Source organism: Rhodococcus sp. Q1 (genome assembly GCF_004153645.1).
In the GTDB taxonomy this organism is placed as follows: domain Bacteria; phylum Actinomycetota; class Actinomycetes; order Mycobacteriales; family Mycobacteriaceae; genus Rhodococcus; species Rhodococcus gordoniae.
Genome location: NZ_SDMJ01000015.1, coordinates 1 through 22,950, shown reverse-complemented (window position 1 = coordinate 22,950; position 22,950 = coordinate 1). Strand labels below are relative to the sequence as shown.

Genomic DNA, 22,950 nt, shown 5'->3' with positions numbered 1-22,950 from the left:
TCAGGACGTCAGCTTTCGGAGAAGGTCGGTGAGGTCGGCCGGGTCGGCGGTGTCGACGACGGTGAGGCTGCCGTCGGTGGCCTCGGCGGCCTGCTCGAGGACGGGGTCGGTGCGGTCGCCGAGGACGACGACGTCGATCCGCACGGGGGTGTCGGGAGACGAGAGTTCGTCGATCGCGGCGCGCAGGTCGCGGGCGGCCGTCTCGTCGGGGTCGTCGCTGTCGACGACGGCGAGCACGGAGTTCGGTCGGGCCGGGTCGTAGTTGTCGACGGCGTCGCGGTAGGCGGCGGCGAGGGTGGCGTAGACCGGTTCTTTCTCGGTGAGGTCGATGCCGTCGAGGATCGTGGACATCGCCGCGCGTTTGGCGTCGGTGAGGCCGTCGCGGATGACGGCGACGCGGTGCCCGGTGGGGGTGTCGGCGAAGACGTACATGCCCATCACCGAGTTGGTGGAGGCGCGGCGCATGGCCTCGCGCAGGGCGCCGGCGGTGGCGTCGAGCCGCGTGCCGTCGCCGGCGGGGGCGCCCATGGAGGTTGAGGTGTCGACCACCATCGTGACCTTGCGTGGGGATACCGGGGCGAGCCGCAGGGCGACGAGGACGTCGTCGACGGTGGGATCGGCTGGGGCGAGGGCGGTCTCGACGCGGGGCAGCGGCAGTTCCCCGGCGGGTTCCGGGACGGCGTCGGCGGTGCGGAAGCCGTGCGCGGTGAGGACGCCGGTCTGTTCGGGGCGGCGGGCGTAGTCGGTGAACTCCGCGGCGGCGCGGGCGAGGGTCTCGTCGACCCAGGGGGCGTCGACGACGGCGGCGGGGAAGTCGACGACGGGTGCGGCACCGATGGGGAGGTGTCCGGTGAGGCCGCGGATCTGCCCGCCGGTGAGGGCGCGGTGCAGTTGCTGCTCGATGACGGGCACGGCGTGGATGGGGGCCTCGGTGTCGGGTCGGGCGCCGAGCGCGGCGAGGGTGTCGGCGGTGGTGCCGATGGCGCCGAGGGTGTCGGCGCCGAGCGCGAGGGTGCTCACGGCGGTGATCGCGGCGGGGGTGGCGGCCTGTTCGAGGGTGACCGGTCCGGCGCCGATGCCGGTGGTGGCGGCGGTGACCGCTTCGAGGGCGAGCGTGGTCGCGTGGGTTTCGGTGCCGGTGGGCAGGGCGAGGCCGAGCGCGCCCCAGACGTCGAGTCCGATCTCGCGCATGGCGGCGGGGTTGTTCTGGAGTCGGGGGAGGTCCTGCCAGCGGACGGTGGCGGTGGTGAGGGCGCGGCCGAGGTCGGTGGGGACGGCGAGTACGACCGGGGAGGTGGCGAGGGAGCGGGGTGTGCCGTCAACGGCGTCGGTGGCGCGGGCGCTCATGCGGTTGTCGAGGGGGACCCACAGGGCGGGTTCGGGGCCGAGAGCCGGATCCCAGTTGCCGGTGGCGAGGGTGTCGGCGGCGGCGAGGCTGTCGACGGGGGTGATCTCGGCGGTGACGCAGTGGTCGCGGATGACGCGGACGCCGCCGTCGGTCCAGCGGTCGGCGAGTTCGGTGAGGGCGGGGGCGATGAGGGGGTCGGCGGCGATGTGCAGCACGGTGTCGCCTTCGACGCAGGTTTCGGCGGCGGCGGTGGCCTGGTTGTCGATGTTGTCGCGGAGGCGGAACCAGCCGAGGACGGCGAGCAGGGCGAGTACTACGCCTGCGGCGACCACGATGACGCTTGTGCTGATTCCTCGTCGTCCGCTGCCGCGATGTCGCCCGCCCACGTCGTGTCCGCCTCGTTTCGTTCGTCGATCCGATGGTCGAGTCTAGTGAGGAGCGGAGTGTGATCCGGCTCCGGCGCGCGGTGCGGAGACGGGCAGGGTCCCGATCCGGTGCGGATCGGGACCCTGGGCGTCGGTGTGCGGGTCAGGCGTACTTGGCCTTGTATTCGCGGCGACGGCGGTGCAGGATCGGCTCGGTGTAGCCGCTGGGCTGCGTGGTGCCTTCGAGGATGAGTTCCTTGGCGGCCTGGAAGGCGATGCTGTCGTCGAAGTTCGGGGCGAGCGGCCGGTAGCCGGGGTCGCCGTCGTTCTGCCGGTCGACGACGGGGGCCATGCGCTCGAGGGAGGCGACGACGTCGTCGGCGGTGACGACGTCGTGCCGGATCCAGTTGGCGAGGAGCTGGCTGGAGATGCGCAGGGTGGCCCGGTCCTCCATGAGGGCGATGTCGTGGATGTCGGGGACCTTGGAGCAGCCGACGCCGGCGTCGATCCAGCGCACGACGTAGCCGAGGATGGATTGGCAGTTGTTGTCGAGTTCTTCGCGCTTCTCCTCGTCGGTCCAGTTCGGGTTCTCGGCGAGGGGGATGGTGAGGATGTCGTCGACGGTGGCGCGGGCGTGGCCCTTCAACTCGTCTTGGACGGCGAAGACGTCGACCTCGTGGTAGTGGGTGGCGTGCAGGGTGGCGCCGGTGGGTGAGGGCACCCACGCGGTGTTGGCGCCGGCCTTGGGCTGGCCGATCTTCTGCTCGACCATGTCGCGCATGAGGTCGGTCATCGCCCACATGCCCTTGCCGATCTGGGCCTTGCCCTGCAGGCCGCAGGCGAGGCCGGTGTCGACGTTCCAGTCCTCGTAGGCGGCGATCCAGCGCTGTTGCTTCATGGCGGCCTTGCGGACGACGGGTCCGGCCTCCATGGAGGTGTGGATCTCGTCGCCGGTGCGGTCGAGGAAGCCGGTGTTGATGAACACCACGCGGTCGGAGGCGGCCTTGATGCAGGCGGCGAGGTTGACGGTGGTGCGTCGCTCCTCGTCCATGATGCCGACCTTGAGGGTGTTGGTGGGTAGGGAGAGGACCTCTTCGACGCGGCCGAACAGTTCGGTGGTGAAGGCGGATTCCTCGGGGCCGTGCTGCTTGGGCTTGACGATGTAGATCGAGCCGGTGCGGCTGTTGGCGAGCGGGCCGTGATCCTCGTCGATGTGCAGGCCGTGGATGGCGCACAGGCTGGTGATGAGCGCGTCGAGGATGCCTTCGGGGACCTCGTTGCCGTCGCGGTCGAGGACGGCGGGGTTGGTCATGAGGTGGCCGACGTTGCGGACGAACAGCAGGGAGCGGCCGTGCAGTTCGAGGTCGCTGCCGTCGAGGGCGGTGTAGACGCGGTTCGGGTTCAGCGTGCGGGTGAGGGTCTTGCCGCCCTTGGCGAAGGACTCGGACAGGTCGCCGCGGTTGAGGCCGAGCCAGTTGCGGTAGCCGATGACCTTGTCGTCGGCGTCGACGGCGGCGACGGAGTCCTCGAAGTCCATGATGGTGGTGACGGCGGATTCGAGGACGACGTCCTTGACGCCGGCGGCGTCGGTGCTGCCGATGGGGGAGTCGGGGTCGATCTGGATCTCGATGTGCAGGCCGTGGTTGCGCAGCAGCACCGAGGAGGGCGCGGTCTTGTCGCCGAGGTAGCCGACGAGCTTGTCGGGCTCGGCGAGTCCGGTGACGGTGCCGCCCTCGAGGGTGACCTGCAGTTCGGTGCCGTCGATGCGGTAGCCGGTGGAGTCGGCGTGCGAGCCCTGCGCGAGGGGTGCGGCCTTGTCGAGGAAGTCGCGGGCCCAGGCGATGACCTTGTCGCCGCGGACCTTGTTGTAGCCGGTGCCCTTCTCGGCGCCGCCCTCTTCGGGGATGACGTCGGTGCCGTAGAGGGCGTCGTAGAGGGAGCCCCAGCGCGCGTTGGAGGCGTTGAGGGCGAAGCGGGCGTTGAGGACGGGCACGACGAGTTGGGGGCCGGCGGTGGCGGCGATCTCGGTGTCGACGTTCTCGGTGCCGATGGTGAACGGTTCGGGGGCCGGGACGAGGTAGCCGATCTCTTCGAGGAAGGCCTTGTAGGCGACCGGGTCGTGCGGTTGGCCGGCACGGTCGCGGTGCCAGCCGTCGATCTTGGCCTGGAGGTCGTCGCGCTTGGCGAGCAGTGCCCGGTTCTTGGGGGCGAGGTCGTGGACGATCTTGTCGGCACCCGTCCAGAAGGTGTCCGCGTCGACCCCGCTGCCGGGGATGGCCTCGTTGTTGACGAAGTCGTAGAGAACCTGCGCGATCTGAAGTCCGCCGACCTGCACGCGTTCTGTCATCACCCTCACTCTTTCCGGTTGCTGTGCGGCCGGAAACGTCCCGGCCGCACGGAATCGTCGATTATGTTACCCGCCGGTAGTAACGGACGCAGTGGTTCTGTGCGCCTGCAGGGCGGTACATCGATTCATCAGCTCTTCTCTCAGAGCTGCGGCGCGACGGGTGAGCGCCGACTGCTCGCGGACGTACTGTGCGCGTCCGGCGGCAGTCTCGATCCTGATGGGCGAGTAGCCGTAGTCCTCGAGATCATACGGGCTCGCCCGCATGTCCAGTTCGCGGGCTGCGGCCGCGTGTCGCAGGCACCGCACCGTCAGCGCCGAATCGGTCAGCGGCAGCAACTTGTAGCACCACTTGTACAAGTCCATCCCGGCGTGCAGGCAGCCGGGTTGCTCGGTGCGGATCTGCTCGTCGCGGGTCAGAGTCTCGGCGTTGCGGGGCACCGCCGCGGGGGTGAAGAACCGGAACGCATCATAATGAGTGCATCGCAACTGCATTGATTCCATCACTGCATCCGTACCGTCGTGTCCGAGGCGCAAGGGCACCGACGCGTGCCGCACCCCCTCCCTGCCGGTGCGATAGACCATCGCCCATTCGTGCAGGCCGAAGCAGCCCAGCTGCGGCGGACGGGAGGCGGTCGCGGAGAGCAGCCCGGCCACGAAGTCGACGGCGCCGGCGCGCCGGTCGAGCATCCCACGGCCCACCCGCACCCCCGGCTCCCCGTCGTGCACGACCCGCTCGTAGCCGGCATGGTCCCGGTAGGCGCGCACCGCGCTCGCTCCGAGCAGCACGGTGCCGAAACCCGGATGCCAGCGCCGCAGCTGATTCGGCCGCAGGCTGTAGTAGGTGAACAGGAAGTCGTGCACCGGATGGGTGCGACCGGTGGCACGGCGCCCGAGATGTCCGTCGAGCAACTCGTCCACGACGGTGTGGTGCTCCTCGCGCCGCGCGGTCCACTCCGCCTCGGTCAGGATCGTGGGACGGTCGGTCGGGGTGAGAGAGCGGGTCATGATTCTCGTTCGGTCGATCGGGGTGCGGTCGTGCGGGGCCGGTTGCCCAGCGGGTCCGCGACCCGGTGGGTGGCGTCGCGGACCGTCCCGACGAACTCTTCCACAAGGTCCTCGAGGGCGACGATGCCGCGCAGCGTGCCGGTGGTGTCGACCACCCCGGCCAGATGCGCGTTGCTGCGTCGCAGGGCGCCCAGGGCGTCGTCGAGACCGTCGGCGATCGTGATGGTGGGCAGCGGACGGATCACCGCGGCGGGGATGACGGTCTCGGGACCGGTGGACTGCTCCCGCACGAGATCGAGCACGTCCTTGATGTGGACGTACCCGGTGATCGTGCCGTCGGGACGCCGGGTCGGATACCGCGAGAATCCGGTCGTGGTGACCGCGTGCTCGACATCCCCGAGTGTCGGGCCTGCCCCGGTGTGCGGCACGGTGCGCACCCGGGCGAGGGGGATCATCACGTCGGCGACGGTGCGGCTACCGGTGGCGAGGGCGCGGGTGAGGCGCTCGTGTTCCTCCTCGTCGAGCAGTCCCTCGGATCGGGATTCGCCGATCATCTCGGTCAGCTCCACCGCGGACACCGAGGTGTCGAGTTCGTCCTTCGGGTCGATGCGCGCCGCGCGCAGGGTGGCGTTGGCACACAGATTGTAGAAGGCGATGACCGGCCGGGCGGGCCGCATGAACAGCAGGTGGATCGGCACGAGGAGCATCGCGGCGCGTTCGGGGCCGGCGATGGCGATGTTCTTCGGCACCATCTCGCCGAGCAGGATGTGCAGGACCACCACGATGGTCAACCCGAGGGTGAACGCGATCGGGTGCAGCAGCGCGTCGGGGACCCCTACCGCGTGCAGGGGCACCTCGATCAGGTGCGCGATGGCCGGTTCGGCGACACGGCCGAGCAGGATCGAGCAGATCGTGATGCCGAGCTGGGAGCCGGCGAGCATGAGCGAGAGGTGTTCGCCGGCCCGGATGACGGTGCGGGCGCGGGTCTTGCCCTGGGCGAGCAGCGTCTCGAGCCGGTCGCGGCGGACGGTGATGAGGGAGAACTCGGCGCCGACGAAGAAGGCGTTGCCGGCGAGCAGCAGCACGGCGAAGACGATCGCGAACCAGTCGTTCATCGCTGCGCCCCGCCCGCGTCGGTGTCGGGGGCCGGGTCGTCACCGGCGGGGTCGTCCTCGGGGGCCGCGCCGGGCACGAGCAGTATCCGGTCGATGCGGTGCCCGTCCATGTCGAGGATGCGCCCGTACCAGGTGAGGTCGCGTTCGCCGCGGCGCAGCGGCAGCTGGATCTCGTCGCCGACCTCGGGGATGCGGCCGAGTTCGGTGAGGATCAGCCCGGCGAGGGTTTCGTAGTCGCCGTCGGGGGCGTGATAACCGGTGAGCTGGGCCACCTCGTCGGTGCGCAGCAGCCCGGTGCACGACCAGCCGTCCCCGTCGCGGTGTGCGTCGAGTTCGGTCTCGTCGTGTTCGTCGCGGACGTCGCCGACGATCTCCTCGACGAGGTCCTCCATGGTGATCAGGCCGGCGGTGCCGCCGTATTCGTCGACGACGAGGGCGACCTGCATGCCGTCGGAGCGCACCCGTTCCATCACGGTGTCGCCGTCGAGGCTGGACGGCACGGTGGGCACGCGGCGGGCGAGGGCGCCGACGGCGGTGGTGCCGCGTGCCGGGCCGGGCACGGTGAAGGCGTGTTTGACGTGCACGACGCCGAGCGGGGCGTCGAGGTCGCCGTCGACGATCGGGAAGCGGGAGTAGCCGGTGCGGGCGGACAACTCGATGAGATCGAGCACCGTCGCGTTCCGGTCCAGGCTCTCGACGGTGCTGCGCGGGGTCATGAGGTCTTCGGCGGTGCGGTTCCCGAACTGCAGCGACCGGTAGACCAGGCGGGCGGTGTGCTCGTCGAGGGTGCCGCTGCGGGCCGAGGCGCGCACCAGGGAGCCGAGTTCCTGCGGGGAGCGCGCCGAGCGCAGTTCCTCGGCGGGTTCGATGCCGAGGCGTCGCACGATGTGGTTGGCGGCGCCGTTGAGACCGAGGATCGCCCAGCGGAACAGCAGCGAGAACGCCAGTTGGAGGCCGGCGGTGGCGCGGGCGGTGCCCATCGGGCGGGCGATGGCGATGTTCTTGGGGACGAGTTCGCCGAAGACCATGGAGAAGGACGTGGCGAGGAGCAGCGCGAGGATCAGGGAGACGGTCGCGGCGACGGAGGTGCTCAGGCCGAGCGCGTCGAACAGTGGGGTGAAGAACTGCGCGAGGATCGGTTCGGCGAGATAGCCGGTGATCAGGGTGGTGATGGTGATGCCGAGCTGGGCGCCGGACAGCTGGAAGGACAGGGTGCGGTGCGCGTGCTGTACCTGCCGGGCGCGGCGGTCGCCGTCGTGGGCGTGCGCGTCGACGGTGCTGCGTTCGAGGGCGGTCAGGGAGAACTCGGCGGCGACGAACAGGGCGGTGCCGGCGGTGAGCGCCACGAAGCCGAGGAGGGCGGCGATGTCGAGCAGGACGGACATCAGGGGCGGCCCTGCCGGGGGGAACGGGGGCCGGGTCGGGGACCCGGCCCGGTAGAGGATCCCTCCGACCCGGAGTCGCACTCCGCGCCGGGGGAGGTGGTGTCGGGTGGTGGGGTGGCTGCGGGTGCCGCGGGCACCGGTGTCCTCTCGTCGGGTCCGGTCGCGGACGGTGTCCGCCTGCCGGAAGTGGTGTCGACGGGTCCTGATTCTACTGATGGCCGGTGCCGTGTGTCGCGGTGCCGACGACGGTGCGGCGCCTACGGTGAGGGTCGAGCAGGTGTTGTCGAGGGACGAAGGAGTGGGAATGAGCGGCGGCGAGGGTCCGGAACACGGCGGCGGCGCGGAGCGGGTGCCGAGTCTGTGGGAGGAGATGGTGGCGCAGAATCCGGCGCATTCGTCGTGGTATGTCGAACGGTTCCGCACCATGGCCGCCCGGGGGCAGGACACCGTCGGGGAGGCCCGGTTGATCGATGCGATGGTGCCGCGCGGGGCACGGATCCTCGATGCCGGGTGCGGGCCGGGCCGGCTCGGTGGGTATCTGCACCGGGCCGGGCACAGGGTGGTGGGGGTGGATGTGGATCCGGTGCTGATCGCGGCGGCGGAGGAGGATCATCCGGGGCCGCGGTGGCTGGTCGGGGATCTGGCCGAGCTGGATCTGCCGTCCCGCGGGGTCGCCGCCGAGTTCGATGTGATCGTGTGCGCGGGCAATGTGATGACCTTCGTGGCGCCGTCGACGCGGGTGGCGGTGCTGCGCAATTTCGCGGCGCATCTGGCACCGCAGGGCCGGGTGGTGATCGGATTCGGGGCGGGCCGCGACTACCGGTTCGAGGCGTTCTTCGCCGACGCGGCCGCGGCGGGGCTGGCGGCGCAGCTGCGGTTGTCGACCTGGGATCTGCGGCCGTTCAGCGACGATGCGGAGTTTCTGGTGGCAGTGCTGGGACGGGCGTAGCCGCGGCGGGGGTGTCGGCGGCCTGGGCGCGGGAGAGCGCCACGGTGGTCACCAGCATCACGGCGACGGCGGCACCGACGAGGATCAGGGCGGGGCCGTCGGCGCGGAGGTGTTCGCCGAGCACGGTCGTGCCGAGCACGATCGCGGCGAGGGGTTCGCCGACGGTCAGGGCGGGCAGAGAGGCGGTGAGCGATCCGGCCTGGAAGGCGCGTTGCTGCAGGTAGATCGCGGCGGCGCCGGCCGCGACGAGCGTCCAGGTCTGCCACGAGCCGAGCAATTGGCCGATGCCGTGTTCGGCGAGGTCGGTGACGTGTTTGGTGAACGCGCTGGTCACCCCGTAGAGGATGCCGGCGGCGATCCCGAAGGACAGCGCCCGCAACCGTGGGGAGAGCACGGCGAGGGTGACGGCGGCGGCGGTGACGGCGAGCACCGCCCCGAGGGGCAGCGCCCAGTGGGCGGCGGACGGGTCGCCGCTGCCTGCGGTGGGGTTGCCGACGAGCAGGAACACCGCCAGCGCCGCGCACAGCGCGCCGGCGAGCAGCCAGGTGGTGCGGGTGACGCGGCGGCCGGTGGTCGCGGCGGCGAGCGGCAACGCGAACAGCAGCGATGCGACCAGCAGGGGCTGGACGAGCAGCACGGACCCGAACGCGAGCGCGACGACCTGCAGCAGGTAGCTGCCGCCGTCGCCGAGGATGCCCGCCCACCAGCGGGGGCTGCGCAGCAGTGAGCCGACGAGGGAATCGGTGTCGGGCACGGCAGCGGCCGAGCTCTGTTGCGCGATACTGCCGACCGCGACGAGCGCGGCGGCGGCGAGCGCGCACAGGACGGCGACTGCCGTGCCCGTCATCGGGTCAGGCCTGTATTTCGGAGCGGTCCCCGCTCCACAGGGTGTGGAACTTGCCCGGCTTGTCGGTGCGTTCGTAGGTGTGGGCGCCGAAGAAGTCGCGCTGGCCCTGGGTGAGGGCGGCGGGCAGCCGGTCGGCGCGCAGCCCGTCGTAGTAGGACAGCGACGATGCGAACGCCGGGATGGGGATGCCGAGCGCGGTGGCGGTGACCACGACGCGGCGCCAGCTGTCGATGCCGACCTCGATGGCGTCGCGGAAGTACGGCGCGAGGATCAGGCTGGGCAGGGCCGGGTCGGCGTCGTAGGCCTCCTTGATGCGGTTGAGGAACTGGGCGCGGATGATGCAGCCGCCGCGCCAGATGGTGGCCAGGGCGGCGCGGTCGACGTTCCAGCCGTATTCGGCGCTGCCGGCGGCGATCTGGTCGAAGCCCTGCGCGTAGGCGACGATCTTCGAGGCGTACAGGGCGGCGCGGATGTCCTCGGTGAACTGCGCGGCGTCGGTGGGGGCGGCGCCGAGGTTGCCGGCGGCGAGACCGCGGGCGGCGGCGCGCTGGTCGCGGGAGCCGGACAGGGCGCGGGCGAAGACCGCTTCGGCGATGCCGGTGACGGGGACACCGAGGTCGAGGGCGGCCTTGACGGTCCAGCGGCCGGTGCCCTTCTGTTCGGCGGCGTCGACGATGACGTCGACGAGGGGTCGGCCGGTGGCGGCGTCGGTCTGGCGGAGCACCTCGGCGGTGATCTCGATGAGATACGACTCGAGGGTGCCGGTGTTCCAGTCGGCGAAGACGTCGGCGATCTGCCCGGCCTCGTAGCCGAGGGCGTCGCGCAGCAGGTGGTAGGCCTCGCCGATGAGCTGCATGTCGGCGTATTCGATGCCGTTGTGCACCATCTTCACGAAGTGGCCGGCCCCGTCGGGGCCGATGTGGGTGCAGCAGGGGGTGCCGTCGACCTGGGCGGCGATGGTTTCGAGCAGCGGGCCGAGCGCTTCGTACGATTCGGCGGGGCCGCCGGGCATGATGGACGGGCCGTTGAGGGCGCCTTCCTCGCCGCCGGAGATGCCGGCGCCGACGAAGTGCAGGCCGCGGGCGCGCAGGGCGGCTTCGCGGCGGATGGTGTCGGTGTAGAGGGCGTTGCCGCCGTCGATGATGATGTCGCCGGGTTCCATGGCGTCGGCTAGCTCGTCGATGACCGCGTCGGTGGCGTCGCCGGCCTTGACCATGATCAGGACGCGGCGCGGCTTCTCGAGGGCGGCGACGAACTCGTCGATGGTCTCGGTGCGGACGAAGGTGCCGTCGTCGCCGTGCTCGGCGAGCAACGCGTCGGTCCTGGCGATGCTGCGGTTGTGGAGGGCGACGGTGTAGCCGTGGCGGGCGAAGTTGCGGGCGATGTTCGAGCCCATCACGGCCAGTCCGGTCACGCCGATCTGGGCCTGCGGTGTTTCGGTGCGTTCGACGGTCATGGTCTACAGCTTCCCCCGAAAAGGGGGCCGATCGAAATCGGGGCGGGCCGAGCGGGGCGGCGTGTCGGGACTCAGCGGCCGAGCAGCAGGGACAGTTCGGTGAGCCAGGGCACCGCTACGGCGATGGTGGGTACGACGAGGATCGCGGCGGCGGCGGTGTAGGCGGCGGCGGAAATCCCGAGGTGGGGGCCGGGTCCGGTGAGTCGCTGCACGCGCAGCACGGTGCTGGGTCCGCCGACGGCGAGGGCACCGGTGGGGGTGTGGGCGCCGGCGCACGCCACGAGGGCGCGGGCGAGGGGGGCGGGGCCGGTCTTGCGGACGGCGGAGTCGTCGGCGAGCAGTTCGACGAGCAGTTTCACCGAGCCGAGCGCCGAGCCGGAGCGCACGACGCGGGGGAACGCTTCGTAGACGGCGGTGAACGCCTCGAGGATGAGGTCGTGGCGGGCCCGCAGGTGGGAGTGTTCGTGGCGCAGGATCGCGCGCAGTTCGTCGTCGCCGAGGTTGTCGAGGGTGCCTTCGCTGAGCACCACGCGGTGCCGCAGCCCGGGCAGGCAGTAGGCGATGGGGTCGGCGGTGTCGAGGATGCGTACGTGCGGGTGGCGGCGGACGGCGGCGCCGCTCTCGCGGCGGTCGAGCAGGTCGACGAGCATGCGGTGGCGGGAGCGGCGGCGGCGAGTGCGCACCGCGACGCGCAGTACGGAGAAGATCAGGCGGGCACCGATGAACACGGTGAGGGCGAACACGACGATGTAGGTCAGCCACAGGGGCAGACCGAGGGCGTCGATCTCTTCGAGGGGGCCGGTGGTGGGGCGGCCGTCGGCGCCGGGGGCGAGCAGTCGGGCCGCGATGGCCAGACCGCTGCTGAACGCGGAGAGCACCGCCGCCAGCGCCACGGACTGCCACAGCACCAGGGCGGCCCGGGGGTTGCGGTGCGGCCAGGTGGCGCGGGCGAGCAGCCCCGGCACCGGTCCGGCGAGGAGAAGCGCTGTGGTTCCGAAGAACAGCGCCGTGGTCGCGTTCATGACATCGAGTGTGTCAGCCGGCCCGCTCGGTGTCGTGGCCGGTGCTGTCGTCGCCGTGGTGCGCTTCGAGTTTCGCCAGCGCCGCGCGCAGGGCGGCGGCTTCGTCGGCGCCGACGCGGCCGACGAAGTGGACGAGGGCGGCGGCGCGACCGGCGGTCTCGTCGGCCTGGTCGAGGGCGTCGACCATGAGGCTGGCGACGAGTTCGTCGCGGCCGTGCACCGGCAGGTAGCGGTGGGCGCGGTCGTCGCGTTGCTGGATGACGAGGTTCTTCTTGGCGAGGCGCTGCAGGACCGTCATGACGGTGGTGTAGGCGAGATTGCGGTGGGCCGAGAGGGCCTCGTGGACCTGCCGGACGGTCTGGGGTTCCGGGGTGGACCACAGGTGGTCCATCACTGCGCGTTCGAGTTCGCCGAGTGCTGCCATGGGTCGATTCTACGGATTTCTCCGACGAATGTGCGTACTACCCCTGGTCGTAGGGATTGACCTGGGGTGGGATCCTGGTCACGCCCGGTGGGGACCTCCGGCGGCGCCGTAGACGTGGCGGGTGCCGATGGGAACGATCAGCGGCCGGTCGGAGACCGGATCGTCGATGACGGAGGCGTCGAGATCGAACACCTCCCGCAGCAGTTCCACGGAGATCACCTCGGACGGGACACCGGAGGCGACGACGCGGCCGTCCTTCATCACCACCAGGTGGTCGCTGTAGCGCACGGCCAGGTTCAGGTCGTGCAGCACCATCACCACGGTGCGGCCGAGTTCGCTGTGCAGCCGGTCGACGAGGTCGAGGACCTCCACCGAGTGCGCCAGGTCGAGATAGGTGGTCGGTTCGTCGAGCAGCAGGATGTCGGTGCCCTGGGCGAGCGCCATGGAGATCCAGGCGCGTTGCCGCTGCCCGCCGGACAGTTCGTCGATGGGCCGGTCGGCGAGGTCGGCGATGCCGGTGCGTTCGAGGGCGACGGCGACCTCGTCCTCGTCGTCGGAGGACCACTGCCGGAACCAGGACTGGTGCGGGTGCCGGCCGCGGGCGACCAGGTCGGCGACGGTGAGGCCTTCGGGGGCGAGGGGGGCCTGCGGCAGCATGCCGAGCACCCGGGCGACCTCGCGGGTGCGCAGGGTGGTGATGTCGTGCCCGTCGAGCAGCACGGTGCCGGTGCGGGGCTCGAGCAGCCGGCTCAGGGCGCGCAGCAGGGTGGATTTGCCGCAGCCGTTGGGGCCGATGACGGTGGTGACGACGCCGGTGGGGATGGCCAGGTCCAGGTCGTCGACGATGAGCCGGTCGCCGTAGCCGAGGCCGATGTGCTCGGCGACCAGCCGTGGCGCGGCGTGCTCGATCCGTCCGGGCGCCGGGGCGGGGGTCGGGTGGGTGTCGGTCATCGGGAGACCTTTCGGTTGGAACGCACCAGCAGGTACAGCAGGAAGGGGCCGCCGAGCGCGGAGGTGACCAGGCCGACGGGCAGCGGCACGGGCAGGATGGTGCGGGCGATCAGGTCGGCGGCGACGACGAACAGCGCCCCGGTCAGGGCGGAGGCGACGATCGGGCTGCCCGCCGAGCCGACCAGCCGCAGGGCGATCTGCGGGGCGGCGAGGGCGACGAAGCCGATGGGGCCGGCGGCGGCGGTGGCGACGGCGGCGAGCGTGCACGCGGCGATGAGCAGCAGCGCCTGCTGGGTCTGCAGTTTCACGCCGAGCGAGCGGGCGGTGTCGTCGCCGAGGCGCAGCGCCCCGACGGTGAAGGAGGCGGTGGCGGCCCAGCCGCCGACGAGGAGCAGGGCGATCGCGGCGGGCACGACCTGGCTCCACGACACGCCGTTGAGCGAGCCGGTCAGCCACACCTGGGCGCGGCTGACGTCGTTGATGTCGGCGGAGACGAGCATCCACTGGGTCAGGGCGATGAGCATGGCGTTGGCACCGATGCCGATGAGCACGAGCCGGAAGCCGTCGGCGCCGCGCCGCCAGGCGAGCACGTAGATGGCGGCGGCGGTGAGCAGCGCGCCGAGCAGCGCCGACAGTGGCAGGCCGAGGGTGGCGAGCAGTCCGACGATCGATCCGCCGCCGGTGACGACGATCAGGGCGACCGCGGCGGCGGATGCGCCGGCGGTGATGCCGAGGATGTCGGGGCTGGCCAGGGCGTTGCGGGAGACGGATTGGGTGATGGCGCCGGAGACGGCGAGCGCGGCGCCGACGACGACGGCGGCGATGCCGCGCGGCAGCCGCAGGTCGAACACGATGAACCGGTCGAGGCGTTCGCCGCCGCCGAGGAGCACCTCGACGACCTGCAGCGGGCTGAGCGGGTAGTCGCCGCGGCCGAGGGAGATCGACAGCAGCACGGCGGTGGCGACGACGATCAGCGCGCACACGACGACCATGCGGGCGCGCCAGACGACCGAGACGGAGCCGAGGCGGAAGGCGGGCCGGCCCGGCACGCGGGTGGAGACCTGGACGGGCGAGCGGCGCCGGCCCGTCGTGGCCGGCTCGTCCGGGGCGAGCGCGGGGGTGGGGGTGTCGTTCACAGGGCCACCAGCTTCCGGCGACGGACGAGGGCGATGAAGAAGGGGGCGCCGATGAGGGCGAGGACGATACCGACCTGCAGTTCGCCGGGGCGCACCACGATGCGGCCGACGACATCGGCGAGGACGAGCAGCGCCCCGCCGAGCAGCCCGGCGTAGGGGACGAGCCAGCGGTAGTCGGGGCCGGTCACCGCGCGGGCGATGTGCGGGACGATCAGCCCGACGAACGCGATGGGTCCGCAGGCGGCGGTGGCGGCGCCGGTGAGCACGGTGATCGCGGCGATGCCGATCACCCGGGTGGTGACGACATCGGTGCCGAGCGAGCGGGCGACGTCCTCGCCGAGGCTGAGCAGGTTCAGTGCCGGGGTGGAGGCGAGCGCGACGAGCAGGCCGACGACGATGAACGGGGCCACCTGCCAGAAGACGTCCATGCCGCGGCCGGCGACGGAGCCGACCACCCAGAAGCGGTAGCCGTCGAGGCTGGTCTGGTCGAGCAGCACGATGGTCTGGATCATCGCCTGCAGGAAGAACGCGACGGCCGCGCCGGCCAGCGCCAGGCTCAGCGGGCTGGAGCGGCCGTTGCCGATGGACGCGACGCCGAACACCACGATGCTGGCGAGGGCGGAGCCGGCGAAGGCGAACCACAGATACTGCGCCGGGCTGCTCAGCCCGAACAGGTAGATCGACAGCACCACCAGGAAGGCGGCGCCGGCGTTGATGCCGAGCAGACCGGCGTCGGCGAGCGGGTTGCGGGTGTGGCCCTGGATGAGGGCACCGGCGACGCCGAGGGCGGTGCCGACCAGCAGCGCGAGCAGGGTGCGGGGGATGCGCAGCGAGTGCACGATCACGTCGGTGTCGGAGCCGTCGTTGACGACCAGGGCGTGGAAGACCTCCGCGAAGCTCATCGGGCGGGCACCGACGGCGATGCTGGCGAGCGCGCCGAGCACGAGCAGCACGGTCAGGGCGGCCAGGCCGAGCAGGCGGCGGCGGCGCAGGGCGGCGATGCTGCCGTCGGTGGGGCGCGGGGTGAAGTCGTCGTGGCGGGCGTGGCGTTCGGTGACGATCTCGGTGCTACGGCGCAGCAGGGCGCGGCGGGTGCCGACCGGTCCGCCGGTGGCCGGGTCGCGCAGCACGAGACCGGTCCATTGCAGGCCCAGGCTCTGTCCGGTGCGGCCGGCGCGGTAGCCGTGGTTCCACCACAGCAGCCCGGCGGCGGCGACCAGGGCAGCGCCGCCGAAGACGATGCGGTCGGTCTGGCCGCCGCCCTTGGCGTCGGCGAGGGTGTCGACGACCAGGGCGCCGACGAGCAGGGGCAGGGCGAGGAGGGCGAGGTCGCACGAGAGGGCGGCGATCCGGCGGCCCGCGTGGGGCGGGGCGGTCGCGTCGGCGTCCGGTGGGGGGTGAGGGGTGACGGTCACGGGCGCGAGCTGCTCCTCGGGAAGGCGGTGGTGCGGTTCGGGTCGTCGCGATCGTGGGGACGCGAAGGCCGTCGGAGTTAGGTTACGGAATCCTATGTCTCGGCGGGAGGAGGGGATGGGGTTGCGCACACCACCCCCGGATGCAATGGTTAGGCTTGCCTAATCAAAGCTGACCGTCGATCAGGAGGTGTCGGATGACGACGCTGCTGCTGCCGCCCACGGCGGCACCCGTCCGCCCGTTCGAGGACACGCGCGCCCGGTTGCGCGCACTGGCCGCGGGAGCCCCCCGCGTCTACGCGGTGGCCTGTATCGACGAAGAACCCCGTCGCCGCTGGTGGTTCCTCGGCGGCGGTGAACGGCAGCAGCGCATCGGGGCGCTCTACGACCGCGCCCTGCTCGACACCGAGGATCCGCGCATCGCCGTCGAGCAGGTCGCCGGTGCTCTCATCCACGCCGTCGTGGGCCGCGTCCTGGCCCCCTACGCCCTCGAGGGCCGCGTCTGGGATCCCGGACTGGACAATCTGTGGCTGCACCAGGACAGCGACGGCTGCATCGATTGGGCCGGCCTCGCCGACGACACCCTGCGGGTGCTGCCCGACGACCGCGCCGCCGGGCAGCGCGACGTGGTGGTGCTGCCGTGCGAGCAGGCGATGGCGGTGTGGACCGCGCACCGCGCCACGACCGCCCTGACCGCCGTCCATCTCGCGTTGCGCGCCCACGCCCCGCTCGACCGGTCCCGGTTCTGGGCGATCGTCGGCCGCACCGTCGTCACCGGCGCCGACCGGCTGCCCGTGCTCGGCGGCGCGTCCCGGCGCACCGCCGCGCGCCGCGGCCAGGCGTTGCTCGACGCCTTCGTCGCCGTCGGCCGTCCCGTCCGGGGCCTTGCTGGATTAGGGCAGCCTTCCCTATAATCGACGTCGTTCCGACTGCCGGACCGCAGCGGAGTCCTGAGGGCTGCAGTGACTCCCGGTCCCTTCCCGCGGCGGGCCTCACGATCACGTGAGGCCCGCCGTCGTGTACCCGGGAGCCACAAGTCCCCGCCCCCGTTGTCGACTATCCGCGCGATGCCCTGTCGCTGTCGCCGCCACGCCCGCGACCGCCGACCCGGCCCGGGCGGCCCGGGCGGCCCGGGGCACGGGTCGAAGACGCAACGGCACGGGGGCGTCCATCGACACCGGTGTGCGCCCTGACGGTCCTGTCGGGGTGGATGCCGGTGCGCGCCGGGGGTAGCGTCCCGCAACCGGAACAGCACACGGTGACGAGTGGAGCCCGGACGTACCGTGGCGCAGCAGCCATGCACCGAACGGCACCGACGACCGCATGCTCGTCGACGTCATCGACCGTGTGCGGCGCCGCGGCGGGACATCGGTGTCGCCGGACCGGACCGGCGCATGTCAGGGGATGGCCGGTCTCGCCGGGCAGTGTGATGATCGACCGGTGACCACATTGTGGATGATCGAGGACCTCGAACCGTGGCCCGATCAACCCACCCCCGGGCAGGTGTGTCGGCCGACCACCTACTGGACCACGCCCGGCGCGACGGACTGCATTCGCGAACTCGTGCGCGACATTCCCGCCCGCGTCGAGCAGATCACCGTCGACGATCGCGTCGAGTTGCTCGCCCATCTCGGTCACGGCGTCACCACCGTGCTCCCGCCGCAGCTCGACACCCTCGGAGATGTCGTGCTGACGGGGCATCTGGTGTGGGACCGCTACCTGTGGATGGTCTACCGCACCCGGCCCGAAGGTCGAGTGCTGGTCGCCGAACGTCACCCGGTGATCCAACGGACGAGGAGGATCCCCACCGAGGATGCGGGCTGGTACGGCGTCGAGTACGAAGGGGCCAGGGCCGTGCACCGGTACGGACCGATTCCCGACGGTTACTCGATCGTCGCGTACGCGCTCCTGGTGACCTTCCCGTGAGCGGATCGCCTGCACTGGGCGCAGCGTCGACGGACGAACGATGTGGGGACCGCACCGGGGTCGGGCGCGACCTTCCGAAAACCGCCATGTCCTACCATCGTTCGACGGCCACCTGTCCCGGCGGCCGGTCGACCGCACGCACGAACAAGGGAAAGCCCGTATGAGCGACCAGTCCACCTCCACCTCGGCGCAGCACGATGTGCAGTCGATCAACACCGCCAACGAGACCGGTTTCAACACCGCCCTCGGTCTTGAGTTCGTCGAGCTCGGCCCCGACCTCGCGCGGGCCCGCTGGACCATCACCCCGGCGCAGCACCAGCCCTACGGCATCGTGCACGGCGGTGTGTACTGCGCGGTGATCGAAACCGTCGCCAGTGTCGCCGGCGCCACCTGGCTGGGGGACAAGGGCAATGTCGTCGGGGTCAACAACAACACCGACTTCCTCCGCGCGACCCGCGACGGTGTCCTCACCGCCACCGGCACCCCCGTGCACCGCGGCCGCACCCAGCAGGTGTGGCGCGTGGAGATCGTCGACGAGCAGGACCGCCTCGTCGCGCAGGGACAGGTGCGACTCGCCAACATCACCGACGCCGACCGCATCGGGCACTGACCGCCCGCCCACCCGACACCGCAGACCGACGGCTCCGGCCGGAACCAGAAGTCCCGGCCGGAGCGAACAGCGTCAGCCCGCGGCCTGCGCCCCACCCCGGCCCTGCGCGGCCGACGTCTGCGCGGACCGTTCCTCCGCCGCTTCGGAGGCCTCGTTCGGGCCTTCCGCCCGCATGTGCTCGATTGCCATCCGGGCGAACACCTGCTGTTCGGTGGCCGCCATCTCGTTGCGGCCGGCGGAGAAGAACGCCTGCGCCCACGACAGCAGCGTCGAGACCTTCGACGAGAACCCCACCAGATACAGCAGGTGGATGAACAGCCACGCCACCCAGCCCAGGAACCCGCTGATCTCGAGCTTGCCGACCTTCGCGACCGCACTGAACCGCGAGATCGTCGCCATACTGCCCTTGTCGAAATACTTGAACGGTTCCCGATGCGTCGGATCGGCGCCGCCGAGCGAGGCGATGATCTGCCGGGCCGCGTACTTGCCCCCCTGCATCGCCACCTGTGCCAGACCGGGCAGCTTGTTCAGCGACATCATGTCGCCGATGACGAACACGTTCGGATACCCCGGCAGCGTCAGATCCGGCAGCACCTCCACCCGGCCCGCGCGGTCGATCTGCGCCCCGGATTGTTCGGCCAGCTGCTTGCCGAGCGGGCTGGCCGCCACGCCCGCCGACCACACCTTGCACTGCGATTCGATGCGCCGCTGCGAACCGTCCTTCTCCTTGACCGTCAATCCGTCGGCGTCGACGTCGGTGACCATCGCCCCGAGCTGGATCTCCACCCCGAGCCGCTCGAGGGTCTTGCGGGCCTTGCGGCTGAGCTTGCCGCCGTAGACCGGCAGCACATCGGAGGCGCCGTCGAGCAGCACCACCCGCGCCTCCGTCGGATCGATGTTGCGGAAGGTGCCCTTGAGGGTGCGGCGCGAGAGTTCCGCGATCTGCCCCGCGAGCTCCACACCCGTCGGGCCGGCGCCGACCACCACGAAGGTCAGCAGCCGGGCGCGTTCCTCGTGATCGTGCGACAGTTCGGCCTGCTCGAACGCCCCGAGGATCCGGCCCCGCAATTCCAGGGCGTCGTCGATGGTCTTCATGCCCGGCGCGAACTCGGCGAACTGATCGTTGCCGAAATAGGACTGGCCGGCCCCGGCGGCGACGATGAGACTGTCGAAGGGGGTGGTGGTGTAGCGCTCGAGGAAGCGGGAGGTCACCGTCCGGTTCTCCAGGTCGATCTTCTCGACGTCCCCGAGCAGCACCTGCGCGTTCTTCTGCTTGCGCAGCACCATGCGGGTCGCGGGGGCGATGTCGCCGACCGACAGGATGCCCGTCGCCACCTGGTACAGCAACGGCTGGAACAGATGGTGGGTGGTGCGCGCCACGACCGTGACGTCCACATCGGCACGAGCCAGGGCCTGGGTTCCGAACAGCCCTCCGAATCCGGATCCGATCACGACCACTCGATGACGGCGGGGTTCGGTCTGCTCGATGCTCATGGATGCTCCTTCACGTTGCCGGATGGATCGATCCCCAGTCTTGCAGTTGCCGCGCCCGCCCACAGCGCAACCGAGGAGCCCACCGGCCCCCAGCGGGCTAGTCCGGCCCGTCGCCGCCCGGCTCGCGCCCGGGGCCGAGCAACCCGTAGACGGGGTTGTGCCGCGCGGCATGCCGCACCGCGTCGTCGGTCGCCGAGGTGTACACCTGCACCGTCTGCAACGAGCGATGCCCGAGCAGTTGCTGCAACTCCACCATCGTCGCGCCACTGTCGGCCAGGCTCGTCGCGAAGGTGTGCCGCAGCGCGTGGGCGAGCGCCCCGCGTTTGCGTTCCGATTCGATGCCCGCGCGGCGGTAGATGCGCCGCACCCGGTACTGCAGGGTGCCGCGGGTGATGCGTCTGCCGTCCGCGCCGACGAACAGCGGATCGGTCGGATCGTGCCGCTCCCACACCGGCAGCTCGTCGCGGTCGCGGGTGCGGCGCCGTGCGGCGGGGAAGCGGGCGTAGCGTTCCTCGAGATAGGCGCAGACGATCGCCGTCCAACTGTCCTCGAGGGGGATCTCCCGTTCGATCGCGCCCTTGCCGAGCACCCGCAGCACCGGGGCCTCCCGGCCGCCGAGGATGCTGCCCACATCGAGGCGGATCAGCTCGTCCGAGCGGATGCCGGTGAGCAGCAGGGTGGCGATGAGCGCCAGATCCCGTTGCGGCCAGTCCCGCGCCGATTCGGCCGGGCGTTGCGCCTCCATCGTGACGGTGTCGACGAGCTGAGTGATCGCGGTGGGGGAGAACGCTTTCGGGGTGTGCTGCGGTTTCTTCGGCTGCGCGATCGACGCCATCGGGTTGCCTTCCGAGACTCCTTCGGAGACGAGGAAGTTGCAGAAGTTGTTCCACACCGACCAGGCGCGGCGCACCGACGCCGGTTGCCGCTCGGCGGCGAACGCGGCGAACGCCGACCGCAACCGGCGCACCGTCACGTCGCCGAGCGCCAGGGTCTCCTCCGGAATCCCGCCCACGTCGGCGAGGTGGGCGCGCACCGCGTACAGATCGAGCCGGTACGCCTTGACGGTGTGCGGGGACCGCTTCGCCGTCTGCAGGGTCTCCAGATACGACCCGATCCAGTCCGACAATCCCGGTTCGGTCGCGCTGCCCGCCACGATGCTCCTCCCGTGAACCACTCGTACAGATGTGCGAGTCCAGTGTGACAGCAGGAACCGACGGGGCAGCGGAGACCGGGACGCGTTCGGGGTTCGGGCGGGCTCGTCGCCGGGTACGCGACGAACGAGGCCCGTCGAGGAGAGGAGCACGCCATGCCCGCAGGTGACGTCGAGACGTTCCACCAGGACGGATCCTGGCACAACCGGATCGAGGGCTCGAGCGAGCTGCTCGGCACCTACACCACGCGCGAGGAGGCCGTCGCGGCCGGCCGCGACGAAGCGCGCCGACGCAAGGTCGAACATCTCGTCCACAACCTGGACGGGACCATCGGCGAACGCAACACCTACGGCCACGATCCGCGCGACATCCCGGGCTGAACCGGTTCCGGCCGGCTCAGCCGCGGCGGCGTGTGGCGCGCGCGGCGAACTCGTCGAGCACCCGCACCACGTCCTTCGCCTGCCAGAGGCGGTTGCGGCGACCCTCGGTGATCTGTGTGAGAACCCCCGCGTCCACCAGCCGGTCGATCGCGATCTGGGCGTTGGCGCCGGTCACCGACAGAGCGGACGCGGCCGTGCGGTTGTCGATCACCGGCTGCCGCAGCAGCACGTCCACCAGTCGGTGCACCGCCGAGTCCCGCCGGGCCGTCACCCGGCTCCGCCAGGCGTCCCGCACCGCCTCGAGATCGGCGACGAGGGTGCGGCCGTTGGTGACCGCCGCGCACGAGGCGTCCACGATGGACCGCACGATCGGTTCGACATCGCCGGCGCGGTAGGCGCCGAGCGCCGCGAAGTACTCCGCCGTGTTGTGCAGCAGTCCCGCGGAGACCGGTACGGCGACACTGCGGGTGAGCTGCCCGCCCCGCAGCATCGCCTGGATCAACGCCCGTCCGACGCGGCCGTTGCCGTCCGGGAAGGGGTGGATGGTCTCGAACTGGGCGTGCGCGACCGCGATCTGCGCCACCACCGGCAGATCGTCGCGGCCGGTGAAGACCACCAGATCGTCGATCAGCTCCGGTACCCGCTCGTGGTGCGGGGGCACGAACTGCGCGGTGTGCGGGCCCAGGCTGCCGCCACCGATCCACACCTGCTGCTGCCGCCACCGGCCCGCGATCGCCGGGTCGTCGTGTTCGAGCAGCGCGTGGTGCATCCGCAGGATCGCGGCGGCGTCGAGGGCATCGGACAGCTCCAGCGCCGCGCGCATCGCGCGCACGTTGCCGACGATGAGCCGGGCGTTGCGGGAGGCGTGTTCGCCGAGTTCGGCCAGCGCGATCTGCCGGGCGCCGCTGGAGAGATTCTCGATCTCGGAGCTCGACGCGCTCTCGGTGCGCAGCAGGATGGAGGCGAAGGGGGCGGTGATATGGCCGACCTCGACGTCGAACCGGGCCAGTTCCGTCGCCGCGTCCTCGGTCAGTGCCTGCAGGTCGCCGCCGAGCGGGACGGGCCGGTGCGCGATGAAGGGAGGGACGGCGGCCCGGTAGGGGCCGGTGGTGAGGCGCCGTTCCCGGCGCGAGCCGTAGGTGTCGCCGCTGCTCCAGGGGTGCTGCTCGTAGGCGACGGCAGGCCACCGGGAAGCGACGTCAGGCGAGGCCATCTCCGCACCATACCATCGGATAGTCGTTGATCCGATGGTATGGTGCGGATGGAAGCCCGGATCCCGGGCTCCGGGCGGCGGTGCCGCCGGGCGGGTCGTAGTCGCTCACCGGAAGTCTCGCTCTGCGTCCGACGAGCCGTGCGCCGAGGCGGCGCGGGGCGCCGGACCCGGATGCTCACTGCGGTGCGCGGTGTCCTCGGCGAGGTGCGATTCGCGTCCGATGCCGAGCGGAAAGATGTGTGATTCGGCGCGGATCCGCTCGATCATGTGCGGGTAGTGCAGCTCGAAAGCGGGACGCTCCGACCGGATCCGCGGCAGCTCGTAGAAGTTGTGCCGTGGCGGCGGGCAGGTCGTCGCCCACTCGAGCGAGTTGCCGTAGCCCCACGGGTCGTCGACCGTGACGACCTGGCCGTA

At 71.3% G+C, this 22,950-nt stretch carries 20 protein-coding genes and 1 pseudogene; 5 read left to right on the top strand and 16 right to left on the bottom strand.

Going from position 1 to position 22,950, the window contains the following annotated elements:
- The 5 genes from EQ874_RS22470 to EQ874_RS22450 form a co-directional block, all read right to left on the bottom strand.
- Entirely contained in the window at positions 1 to 1,680 is a 1,680-nt protein-coding gene (locus tag EQ874_RS22470; RefSeq protein WP_129978248.1) for a substrate-binding domain-containing protein, read from the bottom strand.
- Positions 1,681 to 1,876: 196 nt separating this feature from the next.
- Positions 1,877 to 4,060, bottom strand: coding sequence for a malate synthase G (locus EQ874_RS22465; RefSeq protein ID WP_129978247.1), 2,184 nt, complete (start codon positions 4,058 to 4,060; stop codon positions 1,877 to 1,879).
- A 66-nt stretch (positions 4,061 to 4,126) separates the two neighbouring features.
- Complete coding sequence (locus tag EQ874_RS22460; protein ID WP_129978246.1) at positions 4,127 to 5,065, bottom strand: 3-methyladenine DNA glycosylase; 939 nt, start codon at positions 5,063 to 5,065, stop codon at positions 4,127 to 4,129.
- Positions 5,062 to 6,180, bottom strand: a complete 1,119-nt coding sequence (locus EQ874_RS22455; protein ID WP_064065429.1) for a hemolysin family protein — start codon at positions 6,178 to 6,180, stop codon at positions 5,062 to 5,064. Before EQ874_RS22455 ends, EQ874_RS22460 begins: the two co-directional genes overlap by 4 nt.
- On the bottom strand, positions 6,177 to 7,565 hold the full coding sequence (locus EQ874_RS22450) for a hemolysin family protein (RefSeq protein WP_115311465.1): 1,389 nt from the start codon (positions 7,563 to 7,565) through the stop codon (positions 6,177 to 6,179). Before EQ874_RS22450 ends, EQ874_RS22455 begins: the two co-directional genes overlap by 4 nt.
- 304 nt (positions 7,566 to 7,869) lie before the next feature.
- Between EQ874_RS22450 and EQ874_RS22445 the strand changes: the two genes are divergently transcribed.
- Positions 7,870 to 8,514, top strand: a complete 645-nt coding sequence (locus EQ874_RS22445; protein WP_129978245.1) for a class I SAM-dependent methyltransferase — start codon at positions 7,870 to 7,872, stop codon at positions 8,512 to 8,514.
- Here EQ874_RS22445 and EQ874_RS22440 read toward each other — a convergent pair.
- The 7 genes from EQ874_RS22440 to EQ874_RS22410 form a co-directional block, all read right to left on the bottom strand.
- Positions 8,468 to 9,361 carry a DMT family transporter gene (locus tag EQ874_RS22440; RefSeq protein ID WP_129978244.1) on the bottom strand — a complete coding sequence of 298 codons (894 nt, stop codon included), beginning with the start codon at positions 9,359 to 9,361 and terminating at the stop codon, positions 8,468 to 8,470. The two genes, EQ874_RS22445 and EQ874_RS22440, sit on opposite strands and share 47 nt — an antisense overlap.
- 4 nt (positions 9,362 to 9,365) lie before the next feature.
- Positions 9,366 to 10,817 carry an NADP-dependent phosphogluconate dehydrogenase gene (gndA, locus tag EQ874_RS22435; protein WP_129978243.1) on the bottom strand — a complete coding sequence of 484 codons (1,452 nt, stop codon included), beginning with the start codon at positions 10,815 to 10,817 and terminating at the stop codon, positions 9,366 to 9,368.
- 71 nt (positions 10,818 to 10,888) lie between these two features.
- The gene (locus tag EQ874_RS22430; RefSeq protein ID WP_115311464.1) at positions 10,889 to 11,839 is read right to left on the bottom strand and encodes a M56 family metallopeptidase; all 951 of its coding nucleotides are present in this window, start codon (positions 11,837 to 11,839) and stop codon (positions 10,889 to 10,891) included.
- 13 nt (positions 11,840 to 11,852) lie between these two features.
- Positions 11,853 to 12,263 carry a BlaI/MecI/CopY family transcriptional regulator gene (locus tag EQ874_RS22425; RefSeq protein ID WP_064065563.1) on the bottom strand — a complete coding sequence of 137 codons (411 nt, stop codon included), beginning with the start codon at positions 12,261 to 12,263 and terminating at the stop codon, positions 11,853 to 11,855.
- Positions 12,264 to 12,341: 78 nt separating this feature from the next.
- On the bottom strand, positions 12,342 to 13,214 hold the full coding sequence (locus EQ874_RS22420; RefSeq protein WP_115311463.1) for an ABC transporter ATP-binding protein: 873 nt from the start codon (positions 13,212 to 13,214) through the stop codon (positions 12,342 to 12,344).
- Complete coding sequence (locus tag EQ874_RS22415; RefSeq protein WP_115311462.1) at positions 13,211 to 14,350, bottom strand: iron chelate uptake ABC transporter family permease subunit; 1,140 nt, start codon at positions 14,348 to 14,350, stop codon at positions 13,211 to 13,213. Before EQ874_RS22415 ends, EQ874_RS22420 begins: the two co-directional genes overlap by 4 nt.
- Positions 14,347 to 15,765, bottom strand: coding sequence for an iron ABC transporter permease (locus EQ874_RS22410; protein ID WP_129978242.1), 1,419 nt, complete (start codon positions 15,763 to 15,765; stop codon positions 14,347 to 14,349). The genes EQ874_RS22415 and EQ874_RS22410 overlap by 4 nt, the downstream gene beginning before the upstream one ends.
- Positions 15,766 to 15,959: 194 nt before the next feature.
- On the opposite strand from EQ874_RS22410, the gene EQ874_RS22405 reads away from it, so the two are divergent.
- From EQ874_RS22405 to EQ874_RS22395, 3 genes are all read left to right on the top strand, one after another.
- Positions 15,960 to 16,676 carry a hypothetical protein gene (locus tag EQ874_RS22405; protein ID WP_129978241.1) on the top strand — a complete coding sequence of 239 codons (717 nt, stop codon included), beginning with the start codon at positions 15,960 to 15,962 and terminating at the stop codon, positions 16,674 to 16,676.
- A gap of 526 nt (positions 16,677 to 17,202) precedes the next feature.
- Positions 17,203 to 17,688 carry a hypothetical protein gene (locus EQ874_RS22400; protein ID WP_129978240.1) on the top strand — a complete coding sequence of 162 codons (486 nt, stop codon included), beginning with the start codon at positions 17,203 to 17,205 and terminating at the stop codon, positions 17,686 to 17,688.
- Between the two features lie 160 nt (positions 17,689 to 17,848).
- The gene (locus tag EQ874_RS22395; protein ID WP_064065559.1) at positions 17,849 to 18,298 is read left to right on the top strand and encodes a PaaI family thioesterase; all 450 of its coding nucleotides are present in this window, start codon (positions 17,849 to 17,851) and stop codon (positions 18,296 to 18,298) included.
- Positions 18,299 to 18,370: 72 nt separating this feature from the next.
- Here EQ874_RS22395 and EQ874_RS22390 read toward each other — a convergent pair whose 3' ends face one another.
- A complete protein-coding gene (locus EQ874_RS22390; protein ID WP_064065558.1) occupies positions 18,371 to 19,792 on the bottom strand; it encodes an NAD(P)/FAD-dependent oxidoreductase in 1,422 nt (473 codons plus the stop codon).
- Between the two features lie 97 nt (positions 19,793 to 19,889).
- Positions 19,890 to 20,945 (bottom strand): tyrosine-type recombinase/integrase, encoded by a 1,056-nt coding sequence (locus EQ874_RS22385; protein WP_129978239.1) that lies wholly within the window; start codon positions 20,943 to 20,945, stop codon positions 19,890 to 19,892.
- Between the two features lie 153 nt (positions 20,946 to 21,098).
- On the opposite strand from EQ874_RS22385, the gene EQ874_RS22380 reads away from it, so the two are divergent.
- Positions 21,099 to 21,323 carry a DUF2188 domain-containing protein gene (locus EQ874_RS22380; protein ID WP_129978238.1) on the top strand — a complete coding sequence of 75 codons (225 nt, stop codon included), beginning with the start codon at positions 21,099 to 21,101 and terminating at the stop codon, positions 21,321 to 21,323.
- Between the two features lie 16 nt (positions 21,324 to 21,339).
- Here EQ874_RS22380 and EQ874_RS22375 read toward each other — a convergent pair whose 3' ends face one another.
- Together EQ874_RS22375 and EQ874_RS22370 are read right to left on the bottom strand one after the other, a co-directional pair.
- On the bottom strand, positions 21,340 to 22,536 hold the full coding sequence (locus EQ874_RS22375) for a Fic family protein (RefSeq protein WP_129978237.1): 1,197 nt from the start codon (positions 22,534 to 22,536) through the stop codon (positions 21,340 to 21,342).
- Between the two features lie 105 nt (positions 22,537 to 22,641).
- Positions 22,642 to 22,950: pseudogene (locus tag EQ874_RS22370) on the bottom strand (cytochrome ubiquinol oxidase subunit I); the annotation flags it as partial.

Bases quoted from the DNA above. Each gene is read 5' to 3' on its own strand.
- EQ874_RS22465 (WP_129978247.1), bottom strand. From the start codon at position 4,060: ATGACAGAACGCGTGCAGGTCGGCGGACTTCAGATCGCGCAGGTTCTC.
- EQ874_RS22460 (WP_129978246.1), bottom strand. From the start codon at position 5,065: ATGACCCGCTCTCTCACCCCGACCGACCGTCCCACGATCCTGACCGAG.
- EQ874_RS22455 (WP_064065429.1), bottom strand. From the start codon at position 6,180: ATGAACGACTGGTTCGCGATCGTCTTCGCCGTGCTGCTGCTCGCCGGC.
- EQ874_RS22450 (WP_115311465.1), bottom strand. From the start codon at position 7,565: ATGTCCGTCCTGCTCGACATCGCCGCCCTCCTCGGCTTCGTGGCGCTC.
- EQ874_RS22445 (WP_129978245.1), top strand. From the start codon at position 7,870: ATGAGCGGCGGCGAGGGTCCGGAACACGGCGGCGGCGCGGAGCGGGTG.
- EQ874_RS22440 (WP_129978244.1), bottom strand. From the start codon at position 9,361: ATGACGGGCACGGCAGTCGCCGTCCTGTGCGCGCTCGCCGCCGCCGCG.
- gndA (WP_129978243.1), bottom strand. From the start codon at position 10,817: ATGACCGTCGAACGCACCGAAACACCGCAGGCCCAGATCGGCGTGACC.
- EQ874_RS22430 (WP_115311464.1), bottom strand. From the start codon at position 11,839: ATGAACGCGACCACGGCGCTGTTCTTCGGAACCACAGCGCTTCTCCTC.
- EQ874_RS22425 (WP_064065563.1), bottom strand. From the start codon at position 12,263: ATGGCAGCACTCGGCGAACTCGAACGCGCAGTGATGGACCACCTGTGG.
- EQ874_RS22420 (WP_115311463.1), bottom strand. From the start codon at position 13,214: ATGACCGACACCCACCCGACCCCCGCCCCGGCGCCCGGACGGATCGAG.
- EQ874_RS22405 (WP_129978241.1), top strand. From the start codon at position 15,960: ATGACGACGCTGCTGCTGCCGCCCACGGCGGCACCCGTCCGCCCGTTC.
- EQ874_RS22395 (WP_064065559.1), top strand. From the start codon at position 17,849: ATGAGCGACCAGTCCACCTCCACCTCGGCGCAGCACGATGTGCAGTCG.
- EQ874_RS22390 (WP_064065558.1), bottom strand. From the start codon at position 19,792: ATGAGCATCGAGCAGACCGAACCCCGCCGTCATCGAGTGGTCGTGATC.
- EQ874_RS22380 (WP_129978238.1), top strand. From the start codon at position 21,099: ATGCCCGCAGGTGACGTCGAGACGTTCCACCAGGACGGATCCTGGCAC.
- EQ874_RS22375 (WP_129978237.1), bottom strand. From the start codon at position 22,536: ATGGCCTCGCCTGACGTCGCTTCCCGGTGGCCTGCCGTCGCCTACGAG.